At 67.6% G+C, this 15,578-nt stretch carries 15 protein-coding genes; 10 read left to right on the forward strand and 5 right to left on the reverse strand.

The window, feature by feature from the left end:
* Positions 1 to 43: 43 nt before the first annotated feature.
* From BST47_RS05490 to BST47_RS05500, 3 genes are read left to right on the forward strand one after another with little or no spacing between them, the layout of a single operon-like run.
* Complete coding sequence (locus tag BST47_RS05490) at positions 44 to 316, forward strand: hypothetical protein (protein ID WP_083124177.1); 273 nt, start codon at positions 44 to 46, stop codon at positions 314 to 316.
* Positions 273 to 1,904 (forward strand): S53 family peptidase, encoded by a 1,632-nt coding sequence (locus BST47_RS05495; RefSeq protein ID WP_083124305.1) that lies wholly within the window; start codon positions 273 to 275, stop codon positions 1,902 to 1,904. The genes BST47_RS05490 and BST47_RS05495 overlap by 44 nt, the downstream gene beginning before the upstream one ends.
* Complete coding sequence (locus tag BST47_RS05500; protein WP_234809577.1) at positions 1,901 to 3,703, forward strand: NOB1 family endonuclease; 1,803 nt, start codon at positions 1,901 to 1,903, stop codon at positions 3,701 to 3,703. The genes BST47_RS05495 and BST47_RS05500 overlap by 4 nt, the downstream gene beginning before the upstream one ends.
* Positions 3,704 to 3,706: 3 nt before the next feature.
* On the opposite strand, the gene BST47_RS05505 is transcribed toward BST47_RS05500, so the two are convergent.
* Genes BST47_RS05505 through BST47_RS05520 form a run of 4 tightly spaced genes read right to left on the reverse strand, consistent with a single transcriptional unit; the run spans position 3,707 to position 6,883 of the window.
* Positions 3,707 to 4,669, reverse strand: a complete 963-nt coding sequence (locus BST47_RS05505; protein ID WP_083124179.1) for an LmeA family phospholipid-binding protein — start codon at positions 4,667 to 4,669, stop codon at positions 3,707 to 3,709.
* Positions 4,666 to 5,502, reverse strand: a complete 837-nt coding sequence (locus BST47_RS05510; RefSeq protein WP_083124180.1) for a carbon-nitrogen hydrolase family protein — start codon at positions 5,500 to 5,502, stop codon at positions 4,666 to 4,668. Before BST47_RS05510 ends, BST47_RS05505 begins: the two co-directional genes overlap by 4 nt.
* A gap of 19 nt (positions 5,503 to 5,521) precedes the next feature.
* Positions 5,522 to 6,313 carry a class I SAM-dependent methyltransferase gene (locus tag BST47_RS05515; protein WP_083124181.1) on the reverse strand — a complete coding sequence of 264 codons (792 nt, stop codon included), beginning with the start codon at positions 6,311 to 6,313 and terminating at the stop codon, positions 5,522 to 5,524.
* A gap of 57 nt (positions 6,314 to 6,370) precedes the next feature.
* Positions 6,371 to 6,883, reverse strand: a complete 513-nt coding sequence (locus tag BST47_RS05520) for a DUF2505 domain-containing protein (protein ID WP_083124182.1) — start codon at positions 6,881 to 6,883, stop codon at positions 6,371 to 6,373.
* A 26-nt stretch (positions 6,884 to 6,909) separates the two neighbouring features.
* On the opposite strand from BST47_RS05520, the gene BST47_RS05525 reads away from it, so the two are divergent.
* Together BST47_RS05525 and BST47_RS05530 are read left to right on the forward strand one after the other, a co-directional pair.
* Positions 6,910 to 7,965: a UDP-N-acetylmuramate dehydrogenase gene (locus tag BST47_RS05525; RefSeq protein ID WP_083124183.1), complete on the forward strand. Its 1,056-nt coding sequence runs from the start codon at positions 6,910 to 6,912 to the stop codon at positions 7,963 to 7,965.
* A gap of 15 nt (positions 7,966 to 7,980) precedes the next feature.
* Positions 7,981 to 9,279 (forward strand): L,D-transpeptidase, encoded by a 1,299-nt coding sequence (locus BST47_RS05530; protein WP_083124184.1) that lies wholly within the window; start codon positions 7,981 to 7,983, stop codon positions 9,277 to 9,279.
* 90 nt (positions 9,280 to 9,369) lie between these two features.
* Here BST47_RS05530 and BST47_RS05535 read toward each other — a convergent pair whose 3' ends face one another.
* Entirely contained in the window at positions 9,370 to 10,128 is a 759-nt protein-coding gene (locus BST47_RS05535) for an SDR family oxidoreductase (protein ID WP_083124185.1), read from the reverse strand.
* Between the two features lie 172 nt (positions 10,129 to 10,300).
* Between BST47_RS05535 and BST47_RS05540 the strand changes: the two genes are divergently transcribed.
* From BST47_RS05540 to BST47_RS05560, 5 genes are all read left to right on the forward strand, one after another.
* Positions 10,301 to 11,575 carry an ROK family transcriptional regulator gene (locus tag BST47_RS05540; RefSeq protein WP_083124186.1) on the forward strand — a complete coding sequence of 425 codons (1,275 nt, stop codon included), beginning with the start codon at positions 10,301 to 10,303 and terminating at the stop codon, positions 11,573 to 11,575.
* Positions 11,576 to 11,629: 54 nt separating this feature from the next.
* Positions 11,630 to 12,970, forward strand: coding sequence for a D-inositol-3-phosphate glycosyltransferase (gene mshA, locus BST47_RS05545; RefSeq protein WP_083124306.1), 1,341 nt, complete (start codon positions 11,630 to 11,632; stop codon positions 12,968 to 12,970).
* Positions 12,967 to 13,488, forward strand: a complete 522-nt coding sequence (locus tag BST47_RS05550; RefSeq protein WP_083124187.1) for a type III secretion system chaperone family protein — start codon at positions 12,967 to 12,969, stop codon at positions 13,486 to 13,488. The genes mshA and BST47_RS05550 overlap by 4 nt, the downstream gene beginning before the upstream one ends.
* A gap of 10 nt (positions 13,489 to 13,498) precedes the next feature.
* The gene (locus BST47_RS05555; protein ID WP_083124188.1) at positions 13,499 to 14,245 is read left to right on the forward strand and encodes a phosphoglyceromutase; all 747 of its coding nucleotides are present in this window, start codon (positions 13,499 to 13,501) and stop codon (positions 14,243 to 14,245) included.
* A 141-nt stretch (positions 14,246 to 14,386) separates the two neighbouring features.
* Complete coding sequence (locus tag BST47_RS05560; RefSeq protein ID WP_083124189.1) at positions 14,387 to 15,574, forward strand: sensor histidine kinase; 1,188 nt, start codon at positions 14,387 to 14,389, stop codon at positions 15,572 to 15,574.
* Positions 15,575 to 15,578 lie beyond the last annotated feature (4 nt).

Below are 15,578 nucleotides of genomic sequence, written 5' to 3' on the forward strand. Positions count from 1 at the left end.
AAGCTCACCTATTCCGCAGGTGATAATCCGATAGGATGGAAAGATGACGACCGACAATCGTTTGCTTCGTCGAGTTTCAGCAGTTGCGGGCATTGGGGCCATCGCCGCGATGGGCTTCTTCACCGCCTCGTGCGCCCAGGAAGAGGAAGAGGCGCCCGAAACCACCACGACCACCACCACCACGACCACGACATCCGCCGCGCCGGTCGAGCCGACCGAGAAGGCCCCCCGTCTCGAGCCGGGCGGACCGAACCCGTTCTCGCCGAGTGTTGTTGCGCCGCCGGCACCGGAGGCCACGCCTGGCCGCCATCGCTAAAAGGCGACGTCGGCTCTCGGCACTCGTCGCCGCAGCGGCGCTGACCGCCACCAGCTTCAGCGCCGCTTGCGCGCGGCAATCTCCCGACCTGATCACGGGTCCCTACGCAGCACTGCTGGCGAGTTCGGCCGACCTCGGCCCGTCGCGTTCTGGTGACACCCAACTGACCGTCACGCTCGCAGACCCGTCGCAGGCGCAGGCATTGACCCGATGGGCCGGTGATCAGGGCCTGTGGGTACGTACCCGCCCCGGTGACGGCTGGGCCATCGTCGAGGGTCCGGCCGCTGAGGTGGCACGGGCATTCGACGTACCCATCCATGACTACCGCGGCCGCAAGGGCCAGGTGTTCTACGCGTCCACTCACCAACCGTCGATACCGTCACCCCTGCGTGGCGTGGTGGCGGGGGTGGGCCGGATCAACAGCTACACCCCGCACCAGATGAAACGCCCCGGGTTCCTGCCCCTTGATGTGCGGTGGGGTGGGCTGACCCCCGACGGTCTGCTGCAGGTTTACAACGCCGACCCGCTGGCGGAGCAGGGCATCACCGGTAAAGGCCAGACGATCGTGTTCTTCGCGTTCGACAGCGCCGACCAGGAGGACTTGGACCTCTTCGCCGACACCTCCGAACTGCCCCGCTTCACCCCGGTGATCGTCGGCGGCAAGCCCGAGCAACAGCACGGCGAAACTGCGATGGATCTTCAAGTGGCACATGCGATTGCGCCGGATGCCCGGCTCGTCGTGGTCAACGCCCGGCCCACGGTCTCCGGCGACGGCGCCTTCGAAAAGATCGGCAAGATGTTCGAAGAGGCCGACCGCCAGTTCCCCGGGGCGGTGTGGAGCCTGTCGATCGGATGGGGTTGCGACAAGCTGGTCACCGCGGCGGATCTGGCGCCGGTGGCGGCGGCGCTCGAAAGGGCGCAGCGTCGTGGCACCTCCGCGTTCGACGCGAGCGGCGACAACGCGGGCCTCGAGTGCAAGGCCAGCGACGCATGGTCGGCCCCACCGGGTCCCGATGACATTGGCGTGGACGCGGTCTCGTCGATACCGGCGATGACGACGGTCGGTGGCACGACGTTGTCGACGAGCCCTCGCGGCGATTGGGTGGGCGAACGCCCATGGGTGGATTCACCGCTGTCGCAGGGCTCGACCGGTGGTGTGTCGGTACTGTTCGAGCGCCCGCAATGGCAGAGCCAGTTGCACATCGAGCAGGACACCCAGCGTCGCCGCCTCGTGCCCGATGTCGCGGCGGTCGGGGATCCCTTCACCGGGGTCAGATTCATCTACAAGCAGACCGAGGTGCTCGGCGGCGGCACGTCGCAGTCGGCGCCGATCTGGGCCGCGATGACCGCGCTGATGAATCAGTACCTCGTCGAGCGCGGCGGCCATCAGATCGGGAACGCGAACCCGCTGCTATACCGCGTGGCCGCCGGTTCTTATCTACCGGGATTCCGTAACGTGGGCCGCGGCGGGAACGCGGTCTACTACTCGAACCCCGGCTACGACCTGGTGACCGGACTGGGTAGCCCGAACATCGACAATCTCGCCCGCAATATCCTCGGACTCCAGAAGGGGGTGGCGCCTCGGTGAGCAGCCCAGGTGGCTCGTCCACCATGGTTTGTCGGGCGTGCGAAACCGAAGTACCCGACGCGGGCTTCTGTGGCCGTTGCGGCGCGAAACAGGCCGGCGGACAGGGGCGTTTGCGCCTCGGCGCATACGCGGTCGCCCCGCACGAACACACGCTGCTGCCGTACTTCGTCACGTCGCTTTTCCCGCAGCTGTCGCAGCGGTCGCACATTGCCTTTCGGGTGGGGCTGGCGGTGCCGCTCCTCGGCGTAATCGGTTTCGCATTGCTGCGGTGGCAGGCACCGCTGATCACGGTGGGCGCCCTCGGGCTGCTGATCCTGTTCGTGCTGTTTCTGCGCGAGTCCGACGTCGATGACGACCTGCCGCGCGGCTTGTTGACGCTGACCGCCGCGCTGGGAATCGTCTTGGGTGTCGGCTGTGCCTACGCCGTCAACGAGTTCGTCCCCGACGACTACGTCTTGACGCTGGGAAGCGAGTACACCACACAGACGCTGTTCGACAAGGCGCTCGTGATCGTAACCCCGGTGTTCTACGCGCTGCTGATGCTGATTCCGACGGTGGTGATTCGGCTGATCCAGCGCGGACCGCGGGAGTCGTTGGACGGCTACGTAATCGGGGCACTCGGGTCGATCAGTTTCACCTCCGCGGCGACGCTGACGCTGCTGTCTCCTCAGTTCGAGACGGGGATCAGGGCCAGCGACCGAGCGGTCGACACCTTGGTCGTGCAGGCCGGAATTCAGCTCATCGCCGTCCCTTTGACGGCGGCGATGCTCGGCGGGTTGTTCGGGATGGCACTGTGGTTCGGCCGTCGGACCCTCATCGCGATCAGCGTGCTGCTGATCCTCGGCTTGTACGCCCTGTTCGGCGTGATGGATCTCAAGACGATTCCGATATTCGTGGAGTTGGTGCTCTACCTGTTCATCGCGCTGTTCGCCGTGATCGCGCTCAGGCTCGGCGTCCAGTTCGTCCTGATGACCAAGGATCACGACCCGGGAACCCACATCGGGTTTCTGCGCTGCTTTCACTGTCACCGCGTCGAACCCGACATGCCGTTCTGCCCCAATTGCGGGGTCGCAACGCATGCGGCATCGGAATCCTCGCGCGATGTTCGACGCACCGCACACGATGTCGAGACCGCGCCGGTGCGTCGCCCGAGCCATGCCCGTCTGATGACGGCGCTGGCCATCGGCACGGCCGTCGCGGCGGCCGCGGGCATCGCCGCCGCGTTTGCGTCGACGCCCCCGGTGGTCGCCTATCAATGCCCGCCCGACTGCGGACGTCCGCCGATCTACGAACCGATCGAATCGTATCCGCGTTACGTCTCCGAAGACGGCGCGTTTTCGGTCCAGTACCCGGGGCCGGGAACGGCTTACGTGGCAACCCTGCAGCCGGATGGCGTCGAGTTGAAATTCACCGGCGGCGACACCGGCACCATGGAGCTGTTCGGCCAGCCCGCCGAGGGTAAGACAGCGAAGCAGATTACGGAAAGCCTTGTTGCCGAACACTTCCCGAACGCGACCGTTGATTATCAGATCCCCAACGCCATGGTCGGCTACGAGCCCGGGTATGGCGTCGTCTATGACGACTATCCGCAGGACGCCCGCGGTTCGTTCACCCGGCTGCGGCTCCTCGTCATGGTCGCGGTCAAGAACGACTATGCGTTGGCTGCGGCCGCGATCGGACCGTACCGCGAGTTCACCCGGGACGACGGACCGGGCCACCCATCCGCGGCGAACCTGCAACTTGCCATGGATATGGGCAAGTACGTCAACAGTTTTCGGTGGACAGAGCCGGAGGACTGACCGTCAGATGTTCGAGAAGCAGGAGTCTTGCTCGCTCCTGGGAATCGTCGCGTTCTGGGTGGAGAACTGGGTTTCGACGCCCGCGTCCGTCACCTTCACCGAGTCGGCCTTGATGTCCATCGGCAGCTCCTGCTCCAACTGGGCGGTGAGCGAGTCGAGTGCGGGCTGAATCGTCTCCCGCGGCAACGTGAAACCGAGTCCGGTCAGCTCCGTCACCTCCAGCGTGAGAGCGCCGTTCTTGACCGTCGGCTTGGTGACGATGCTGCCGAGCGCCGCCTCCAACTCGACCGTGCCATCGGACGGGTTGGTCGTGACGCCGGAGATCAACGATCCGACCAGCGGAATGGCGTCCTGAATGGACTGCGACATGCCGGCCGATGTCCAGTCGATCTTCGCGACGAGCGACCCGATCGTGCCGCCGCCACCGGAGCCGGCGTCTTCATTCAAGTTGACGTTCTCGACGGTCACGTCGGCTTTCATGCCCTGCAGACTGCCGATCTGATTGCCGGCGGTTTCAATGTGCAGGCTCGAATAGTGCCTGGACATGTGCTGTATCAGGAAGGGCGGCATGAAGGCGAACGACACCTCGGCCTTGTCCTCGACAAGACATTCGACGGCGGAGGCGACCCTGGTCTCGCCTTCATTGCGGGCGTACAGCTCGACGCCGATCAGCGCTGCCGCGACCACCGCGACGACGATGACCAGCGTCAGAACGATGGACAGCGGGTCGCGAAGGAAGCCCTTCGACCGCTTCGCGGGGGTGGGCTCCTCCTGCTGCGGCGCCGACGTCTGCGGCCCAGGAGGCCCCTGGGGTGGCGGCGCGGAGTAACCCGGCGGCGGCCCCTGGGGCGGCTGTTGCGGGTAGTCCTGGCGGCCCTGCGGGTACTGGGGCGGTCCCTGTGGCCGTTGCGGCGGGCCCTGCGGCGGTCCCTGCGGCTGGTTGCGGCCGTCCCAAGGGTCTGTCATCCCCGCGATTCTGCCTTACGCCATAGGTGATCTGTGCGGTTGTGCATGACCGCGATGGTTTCGCGGACCTTCTGGGCCGCATCGAGGTCGATATCGGTGACGAGCAGATCCGGATCGTCGCCCGCCGATGCGACGACCTCGCCCACCGGAGACGCGACGACGCTGCCGCCCACCCCGGTGGGCCCCAGCGACGCGATTTCGTCGCCCGGATAGGCCTGATCGACCGCGGCGACGAAGCCCGTCGTGTCGATCGCGCGGGCGCGGGCCAGCAGCGTCCACTGGTCGAGCTTGCCGGCACCGGTGCCCCACGATGCGTGGACGGTGATGAGTTGTGCTCCGCGGCGGGCCAATTCGATGTACAGCTCGGGGAAGCGGACGTCGTAGCACAGGGTGAGGCCGACGGTGACGGGGCCGGAGTCATCGTCGACAGTGATCACCACGGGCTCGCGGCCCGGCGCCACGGTATTCGACTCGGTGAACCCGAACGCGTCGTAGAGATGGATCTTGTCGTAATGGGCGTCGACTCCCGGTCCCGTCGCGATCAGGGTGTTGGTGACCCGCGTCCGCCCATCTCGGGTGTCGGCGGGAACGAACATGCCTGCGACGACGACGATGCCTGTGCGCTCGGCGATCTGCCGCACTCCCGTCGCCCATGGGCCGTCGAGCGGTTCGGCGATCGAGGCCAGCGAAGCGCCGAACCGGCACATCGTCGCCTCCGGGAACAACACCAGCCGCGCACCCGCGTCGGCTGCGCGTCGGGTGTAGTCCTCGACCAGGGCGAGGTTGGCCGCGGGGTCGGTGCCGCTGCGGATCTGTGCCAGGGCCACGCGCATGGTCACCAGCGTAGGACGTTCAGGGGAGGGGATTCGGCGCCACCGCCTGCCACGGCACCGTGAGCACGCCGTCGCGCATCCGTCGTCGCGGCGGGTCGACCTGGAAGCCGCTGTTGCGCAGGAGATCCAGCATTGCCCGCCAGCGCACCCTCGGGCCGAAGACTCCGTGGCCCGCGACGCTGGCCCACGCGCGATCGGCCGCCGCGAGCAAAGCATGGATCGGCTGACCGTCGACGTTGTGATGGATCAGCACCTTGGGCAGCCGGACGGCGAGATCGGACGGGCGCTCGATGGCGAACGGATCGCAGGCCAGCGTGAGGCTCAGCGGACCGTCGGCGTCGAGCAGCACCCAACAACAGAGTCTGCCGAGTTCATCGCACGTGCCGTCGACGATCAGACCGCCAGGGGCCAACTGGGCTTGCATGGTCGACCACGCCTCGGCCACCGCGTCGACGGGATATTGACGCAGCACGTTGAATGCGCGCACCAGGGCGGGGCGCCGCCCGGCCAATTCGAAACCGCCGAGGGCGAATTCAACGGTGTCGCCGACGGCGGCTCGTGCCGACGCGACTCGTTCGGGATGGATTTCGAGGCCGATGACCCGAACGTCGTTACGCACCATCCGCAGTCGCTCGGCCAGTTCGAGAGTCGTCACCGGCAGCGCACCGTAGCCGAGGTCGATGACCAACGGGTCGGCGGCGGACAGCAGTGCGGCGCGCACCCGTCGCGAATGCACCAACCAGCGATCGCTGCGCCGTAGCCGGTTATAGCCGGTGGTGCCTCGCGTGAGCTGTCCAATCGGGGCAGCCATGAATTCAAGCTTAAGCCGGTGGGTGCCTCGAGCCCCGCACCACGCCGCAGGCGCCGCCTAGGTGTTCTCGGCGATCCACACCGTGGTGAAGCGCTGCTCATGGATGAGGAGGTCGACGAGTTGACTGCCGATGAAGTTCTCGATCTTGCCGCCGACGAGCGGAATGTTCACCTCGACGGTGGCATTGAAGTCCAGCCTCGAGCCGGTGCCGGGATTCGCCGGGACCAAGGTCGCGCTGCCACTCAGTTTTGCCGGTGCATCGTGAATTCTGAGATTGACGGTCGCCGCCGCCTGACCGTCGCGGAACGGCGACCACACCTCTTCGCGGATCAACGTCAGGTCCCCGCGATGGAACTGCTGAACCACACCCGGCAACCGGTTGGCGAGGATCTTCTGCGTGGTCACGACGTCGATACCGCCGTCGTCGCCGAGGATCAGCCTGTCCAGCGAGTAGGCGTCCGCGCCGGACTCCGTCAACCTGGCCATCCAGTACCGCTCTTCCCGGAATGCGCGGTGGACCTGTTCGACCGAGCCCTCGTACTCGGTGGCCATGTCGAATGAACGCGGCATAGCTGGCCACGCTACCGTTACCGCCCGTGGTCACCTCGCTCATCGGCGGCGCGTCCGTCTCCGAGGCGGTGCCGTTGGCGCCGCTGACCACCCTGCGCGTGGGACCCGTTGCGCAACGGCTGATCACCTGCGACACCACCCAGAAGGTCGTCGACGTGACGCGCGCGCTCGGCCCCGACAGCGATGCCCTCGTGCTCGCGGGTGGATCCAACGTCGTGCTGGCCGACGACCTCACCGACCTCACCGTCGTCCTGCTCGCCAACACCGAGATCACCGTCGAGGGCAACGTCGTGCGCGCGGAGGCCGGAGCGGCGTGGGACGACGTCGTCGTGACGTCGCTTGCACACGGGCTGGGCGGGCTGGAATGCCTGTCCGGTATCCCGGGTTCCGCCGGTGCGACACCGGTTCAGAATGTCGGCGCGTACGGTGCCGAGGTCGCCGACACGATCAGCCGGGTGCGGCTGCTCGACCGCCGTACGGGGGAGGACTCCTGGGTCGCACCGTCGACGCTGCAGTTCGGCTACCGCACCAGCGTCCTCAAGCATTCCGGCGCCTCGATCGTGCTCGAGGTGGAGTTCGAATTGCGCCCCGACGGGCTCAGCGCACCGATGCGCTACGGTGAGCTCGCCAATACCCTTGGTGCAGAACCGAATTCGCGGATCGACGCCGCCCGTGTGCGGGACGCGGTGCTGGCGTTGCGGGCCGGCAAGGGCATGGTGCTCGACGAGGCCGACCACGACACCTGGAGCGTCGGCTCGTTCTTCACCAACCCCGTCGTCGACCAAGAAGTCTTCGAGCGGCTCAGGGGCAGCGTCGACGGAGTCGTGCCCAACTATCCGGCCCCCGACGGCGTCAAGCTGGCCGCAGGATGGCTTGTGGAGCGTGCGGGCTTCGCCAAGGGCTTTCCGGGCAACGACGCTGTAGCGCGGCTGTCGACCAAGCATGCGCTGGCTGTGACCAATCGGGGCAAAGCGACGACATCTGATGTGATTACGCTGGCCAGGGCGGTACGCGACGGTGTCAGAACGACATTCGGGATCGAACTCACCCCCGAACCAATTCTGATTGGCGCCGCTCTCTAGGTACGCTGGGTCCACGTGAGCCCAGCCGATGCCGTGCCCTTTGCGCCGGCTATATCCAGGCGACGCGCCTTGACCGCGTTGGCGGTCGGCGTCATGGCGCCGGGCGCTCTGGCGGCCTGCTCCAGGGGGTCCCTGCCCTCAGCCGGTGAGGCGATCGCACCGCCCGCACCGTCGCTGAGTTTCCAACCCACCGACGCCACCGCTGACGTGGTGCCGACCGCGCCCGTCGGGGTCGAGGTCCGCGACGGCTGGTTCCAGCGCGTCGCGCTGACGAATCCGGACGGCAAGGCCGTCGCGGGTGCGCTCAACCGCGATCGCACCGCCTTCAACATCACCGAACCGCTTGGCTACGGCGTCGAGTACACGTGGAGTGGCTCGGTGGTCGGCCGTGACGGCAACGCGCAACCTGTCGCAGGCAGCTTCACCACCGTGAACCCCAGCGCTCAGGTCAGCGGCCGGTTCCAGCTCGCCGACGGTCAAGTCGTCGGCGTCGCGGCGCCGATCATCATCCAGTTCGACGCGTCGATCAGCGACAAGGCGTCCGTCGAGAAGGCGGTCAAGGTCACCACCGAACCGGCCGTCGAGGGCAGCTGGGCATGGCTGCCCGACGAGGTCGGCGGCTCGCGCATGCACTGGCGTACCAAGGATTACTACCCTGCGGGCACGAAGGTGCACGTCGACGCGAAGCTCTACGGGGTTCCGTTCGGCGACGGCGCGTTCGGCGCGGCGGATTCGACGTTGACGTTCGAGATCGGCCGCCGTCAGGTGGTCAAGGCCGAGGCGTCGTCGCACCGCATCCAGGTGCTCGACGCCGGCGGCGCGGTCATCATGGACTTCCCGTGCAGCTACGGCGAGGGCGACCTGGATCGCAATGTGACGCGCAGCGGCGTGCACGTCGTCACCGAGAAGTACGAAGACTTCTATATGACCAACCCCGCAGCCGGATACGCCAACATCCGCGAGCGGTTCGCCGTTCGGATCTCGAACAACGGCGAGTTCATCCATGCCAATCCGGCCAGCCTCGGTTCGCAGGGCAACTCGAACGTCACCAACGGCTGCATCAACCTGTCCGAGTCCGACGCACAGCAGTATTTCAACAGTGCGATCTACGGCGATCCGGTCGAGGTCACCGGGACGCGGATCCAGCTGTCCTATGCCGACGGCGACATCTGGGACTGGGCGGTCTCCTGGGACGAGTGGACGTCAATGTCCGCGCTGTCGGACCAGGCTTCACCGGCGGGAATTCCCAGCACCGCTCCTGCCACGCCGTCAGGTGCGCCTGAGCCCGCCGGCGCAGGCCGCCCCGGCGGCTAGGTCTGGCTCCGACGCAATGTCGTGCTGACAGCGCGGTCGAGGCTATATGTGCACGGCGACGCTCTCAGGCCGACATTGTGATCGGATGACTTAGGTGCGGCGGTTGAACCGCGATCCGCTCGCTCCGCTGACCTGGTCACGCGGCCGCACCACGATCAGATCGAGGTCGACGTGCGACGGGCGTGACGCGACGAATCCGATCACCTCGGCGATGTCCTCGGCCAGCAGCGGTGTGACACCTTCGTACACCTTGGCGGCGCGCTCCTCGTCACCGTCGAACCGGCGCAGTGAGAAGTCGGTCTTCACCATGCCCGGCGCAACTTCGGTGAGCCGCACCGGCTTTCCGAGCAGCTCGCTGCGCAGCGTGCGATGCAGTACGCCCTGGGCGTGTTTGGCCGAGGTGTAGCCGCCGCCGTAGTCGTAGATCTCGACAGCCGCGATCGAGGTGACCGTGACGATCAGCCCGTCGCCCGAGTCGATCAGCTTCGGCAGCAGCGCGCGGGTGACCCGCAGAGTGCCCAGAACATTGGCCTCCCACATCCACCGCCAGTGCTCGATGTCGGCCTCTGCCACCGGCTCGAGTCCGCGCGCGCCGCCGGCGTTGTTCACCAGCACATCGACCCTGTTCAGGCTGTCGGCCAGGGCGTTGACGGCGTCGGAATCAGTGACGTCGGTCACAATCGCGGTCCCACCGATCTCGTCGGCCAGGGCCTGGATCGGCTCGGCGCGCCGGGCTGCGCAGACCACATGAAAGCCAAGGGCGGCAAGGGTTCTCGCGGTCGCTGCACCGATACCGGCGCTGGCGCCGGTCACCACCGCGACCCGCCTGTCGGTCTCTGGTGTCGTCATGGGCCCAACTTTAGTTGGCGTGCTAAATTCGCCGCGTGTCCAGGAGTCAGGCTGCCCGCATCACGCGGCACTGTTGTTGTTGCGCACTTCGCCGCTCCTGATTCCGCTGTCCTGATGACAGTCCCCGGGTGTGGCACCGACCCCCCGGCCGACTTCACAAAAGGACACTCCCGTGCGCACCGTATCTCCCACTCTCCATAAGCCCCCCGCTCACGCCAAGCGCGCTCTGCTTGCACGTCATCACGTCGTGGCGCCCTCGCTGCGGGTAGCCGAGGCGGCCGCGGGCTCCGTGTTCAGCGCCGCGCGCCTGCGCGGCCCGATCGCGCGTGACGTCATCGCGCAGGTCACCGGACTGAGCATCGCGACGGTCAACCGACAGGTGACGGCGCTGCTCGATGCGGGAGTCCTGCGGGAGCGCGCCGACCTGGCGGTCGCCGGAGCCATCGGCAGGCCGCGAGTTCCCGTCGAGGTCAATCACGAGCCCTATCTGACCTTGGGCATCCACATCGGTGCGCGCACCACCAGCATCGTGGCCACCGATCTGTTCGGCCGGACGCTCGACGTCGTCGAGACGCCGACGCCGCGTGCCCCGCAGGCCGCCGCGCTGGCCTCGTTGGCCGCCAGCGCCCGCCGCTACCTCAGCCGTTGGCACCGCCGCCGCGCACTGTGGGTCGGCGTGGCCGCGGGTGGCGTCGTCGACAGCGCGACGGGTTACCTCGATCATCCGCGGCTGGGCTGGTCGGAGGCTCCCGTCGGGCCGGTGCTCGCCGAAGCGCTCGGCCTGCCCGTGTCGGTCGCCTCCCACGTCGACGCGATGGCCGGTGCCGAACTTCTGCTCGGGGGCCGTCGGCAGCCGGTGTCCGAGAGCGCGGGCACAAGTCTGTACGTCTACGCGCGCGAGACCGTCGGCTACGCGCTGTCCATCGGCGGGCGGGTGCATTCGCCGAGCAGCGGACCGGGCACCATCGCCGCGCTGCCCGCGGACTCGGAGCTGCTGGGCGGCACCGGCCAGCTCGAGTCCACGGTCAGCGACGAAGCCGTGCTGATCGCCGCCCGCAAGGCCCGCATCATCAGCGGCGACGGTCCGGCCTCGACGATGCAGGCGGTGCTGCGGGCCGCCCGGCAGGGCGACGAGCAGGCGCAGGGCCTGCTCGCCGAGCGGGCCAGTGTGCTGGGCCAGGCTGTCGCGTTGTTGCGCGACATGCTCAACCCCGACGACCTCGTGGTCGGCGGCCAGGCCTTCACCGAGTATCCGGAGGGCATGGAATGGGTCGAGGCGGCGTACACGCAACGCTCGGTCATGCCGCCGCGTCAGATCCGGGTCACGGCGTTCGGTAATCGGGTGCAGGAGGCCGGCGCCGGCGTGGTGTCCCTCGTCGGGCTCTACGCCGACCCCATCGGCGCGATGAAGCGGGCCCTCAACCGGCGCCCCGAGGTGAGTGCGTAGCAGGCCGGTGTCCGGCCACGGTGTAGACATGTGTGTGTGCGCCCAGCCACGGATCTGACAGGTCTTGCGGTTCCGGGGTCTGATGTCGCCGGCCTTCCGGCTCCGCGACGAGTAGCCGTGTTGTCGGTGCACACCTCGCCGCTGGCGCAGCCCGGCACCGGAGACGCGGGCGGGATGAACGTCTACGTCCTGCAGAGCGCGCTGCAGATGGCCCGCCGCGGCGTCGAGGTGGAGATCTTCACCAGGGCGACGTCATCGGCGGATGCGCCCGTCGTGCGCGTCGCGCCGGGGGTCCTCGTCCGCAACGTCGTCGCCGGCCCGTTCGAGGGTCTGGACAAGTACGACCTGCCCACCCAGCTGTGCGCCTTCACCGCGGGCGTCCTGCGGGCCGAGGCCACCCACGAGCCCGGCTACTACGACGTCGTGCACTCGCACTACTGGTTGTCGGGTCAGGTGGGCTGGCTGGCACGGGATCGGTGGGCCGTGCCGCTCGTACATACGGCGCACACCCTGGCCGCGGTCAAGAATGCGGCGCTCGCCGACGGTGACGCACCCGAGCCGCCGCTGCGCGCGGTCGGTGAGCAGCAGGTGGTCGACGAGGCGGACCGGATGATTGTCAACACCGAAACCGAAGCACGCCAACTTGTTTCGCTGCATCACGCCGATCCGGCTCGCATTGACGTCGTCCACCCCGGCGTCGACCTCGAGCTCTTCACACCCGGTGACCGGGCCGCCGCACGCGCCGCGCTGGGGCTGCGGGCCGACGAGCAGGTGCTGGCCTTCGTCGGGCGGATCCAACCGCTGAAGGCGCCCGACGTGCTGCTGCGCGCCGCTGCCCGGCTGACCGGCCGGTTCGGCGCACTACGGGTGCTCGTGGCCGGCGGACCGTCCGGCAGCGGGCTAGCCGCACCCGAGTCGTTGATTCAATTGGCCGAAGAACTGGGTATCACCGCACACGTGACATTCCTGCCGCCGCAGTCGCGCGATCAACTCGTCGACGTGTACCGGGCCGCCGATCTGGTCGCCGTGCCGAGCTATTCGGAATCGTTCGGGCTCGTCGCCGTCGAGGCGCAGGCCTGTGGGACGCCCGTCGTGGCGGCCGCCGTCGGCGGGCTGCCGGTCGCGGTGCGGGACGGCGTCACCGGAACGCTGGTGGACGGCCACGACGTGGACGACTGGGCGAACGCCATCGGCGCCGTGTTGGACAAGGGACCGGAGACGATGCGCGCGGCCGCCGTCGAGCATGCCGCGACGTTCTCGTGGGCCCGCACCGTCGACGCGCTGCTCACCAGCTACGGACGCGCGATGTCGGACTATCGCGCCCGCCAGCGCAAGGACGTGGCGGCGCGCCGCAGTGGCCGGCGATTCACGATCCGGCGCGGGGTGCGTGCGTGACTGCCAGCGCGCGGGACATCATCGAGCAGACCTGCAAGGAGAACGGCCTCACCTGTACCCGCCATGAAGGTGCCCGCGGCGGGTTGCCCGGCATCATCGTCGAACTGCCCGGCGAGCGTCGGCTGACGACCAACACCATCCTGTCCATCGGTGAACATTCGGTGCGCGTGGAAGCGTTCGTCTGCCGCAAACCCGACGAAAACCACGAGGGTGTCTACCGATTTCTGCTGAAGCGCAACCGCCGTCTCTACGGCGTCGCCTACACGCTGGACAACGTCGGCGACATCTACCTCGTCGGCCGGATGGCGCTGGCGTCGGTCACCTCCGATGAGATCGACCGGGTGCTCGGTCAAGTGCTCGAAGCCGTCGACACGGACTTCAACACACTGTTGGAGTTGGGTTTTCGGTCGTCCATCCAAAAAGAGTGGGAGTGGCGGGTGTCGCGTGGTGAGTCGCTGAAGAACCTGCAGGCCTTCGCTCACCTCATCGACGAAGACGACGAGGACGCCTCCGACTAGGCTCTGTGCCATGGGAGACTCCACGCTGATTCTGCTGCGGCACGGTGAGAGCGAGTGGAACGCGAAGAACTTGTTCACCGGCTGGGTCGACGTCGACCTCACCGACAAGGGCAGGGCCGAGGCGTTGCGCGCGGGCGAGCTGATCAAGGAGCTCGACCGCCAACCCGACGTGCTGTACACCTCGCTGCTGCGCCGGGCGATCACCACCGCGAACCTGGCGCTGGACGCCGCGGACCGGCACTGGATTCCGGTGCACCGCGACTGGCGGCTCAACGAGCGGCACTACGGCGCCCTGCAGGGCCTCAACAAGGCCGAGACCAAGGACAAGTACGGCGACGAGCAGTTCATGAAGTGGCGGCGCAGCTACGACACCCCGCCACCGCCGATCGAGGCGGGCACCAGGTTCAGCCAGGACCGCGATCCGCGGTACGCCGATATCGGCGGTGGCCCGCTGACCGAGTGCCTCAAGGACGTCGTCGAGCGATTCGTGCCGTATTTCGAGGGCACGATCGTGCCCGATCTGCGTGCCGGCAAGACCGTGCTCATCGCCGCCCACGGCAACTCGCTGCGCGCGTTGGTGAAGTATCTGGACGGAATGTCGGACGAAGACGTGGTCGGACTGAACATTCCGACCGGCATTCCTCTTCGCTACGACCTGGATTCCGACCTCAAGCCGGCGGTCGTCGGCGGCACCTACCTGGACCCCGAGGCCGCGGCGGCGGGTGCGGCCGCAGTTGCTGCGCAGGGCGCGAAGTAGACCGCGGAACAGTGCCGCCGGGCAAACGGCGGGTTAACGGGGGAAAGCCAGGGTTCGAATTTCCCAGATTCCTTCTGTGACTTGTCCCGATTTGGCCGCACGCTGCTGGGATGACGTTCACCGGGTGCGTACGATTTTCGCGTGAGTGTGGTAACGGCGCTGCTGCTGTCGGCGCTCGTCGCACTGCTCGCCCTGGCGATCGGTGTGGCGCTCGGGGCGGGGTTGGCGCCCCGTCTGATGGAGCGCAGGCAACGGCGCGCGACCGCGCAGTCCGGGATCACCGTTTCTCAGATGCTCGCTCACATCGTGTCGCAATCGCCGGTCGGGATCGTCGTGGTCGACACCTACCGTGACGTGGTCTACACCAACGACCGGGCCCGTGAGCTGGGTCTGGTGCGTGACCGGCTGCTCGACGACCGTGCCTGGCTGGCGGCCGAACGCACCCTGACCACCGGTGAGGACGGTGAGGTCGACCTGTCGCCACGCAAGCGTGCCCACCCGGGCCGATCCGGATTGTCGGTTCGCGGGCACGTCCGCCTGCTGACCGAGCAGGATCGCCGCTTCGCCGTCGTCTACGTCGACGACCAGTCCGAGCATGCGCGGATGGAGGCGACCCGCCGTGACTTCGTCGCCAACGTCAGCCATGAACTCAAGACCCCCGTCGGTGCGATGGGGGTGCTCGCAGAGGCGGTGCTGGCGTCGGCCGATGACCCCGAGACGGTGCGCCGGTTCGCCGACAAGATGTTGGTCGAGGCGAATCGGCTGGGCAACATGGTGGGCGAACTGATCGAGCTGTCGCGGCTGCAGGGCGCCGAACCGCTGCCCGACCTGGAAGCCGTCGACGTCGACACCGTCGTCGCCGAGGCGCTGTCGCGGTACAAGGTGGCCGCCGACAACGCCGACATCGCGATCACGACCGACGCGCCGACCGGATTCCGGGTCCTGGGTGACCAGCCGCTGTTGGTCACCGCCATCGCGAACCTGGTGTCCAACGCAATTGCCTACTCGCCTAACGGTTCTGCGGTGTCGATCAGCAGGCGCCGCCGCGGCGACAACATCGAAATCGCCGTCACCGACCGCGGTTTCGGCATCGCCCGCGCGGACCAGGAGCGGGTGTTCGAACGGTTCTTCCGCGTCGACAAGGCGCGTTCCCGGGCCACCGGCGGCACGGGACTCGGATTGGCGATCGTGAAGCACGTCGCCGCCAACCACAACGGAGCCATCCGGCTGTGGAGTCAACCAGGAACGGGATCGACGTTCACCCTGTCGATTCCGGCATATCCGCAGGGTGACGATGACCCAGAAGTGCACGTCGAACGAGAGGACTAGCCAG

Source organism: Mycolicibacterium tusciae (assembly GCF_002086795.1).
In the GTDB taxonomy this organism is placed as follows: domain Bacteria; phylum Actinomycetota; class Actinomycetes; order Mycobacteriales; family Mycobacteriaceae; genus Mycobacterium; species Mycobacterium tusciae.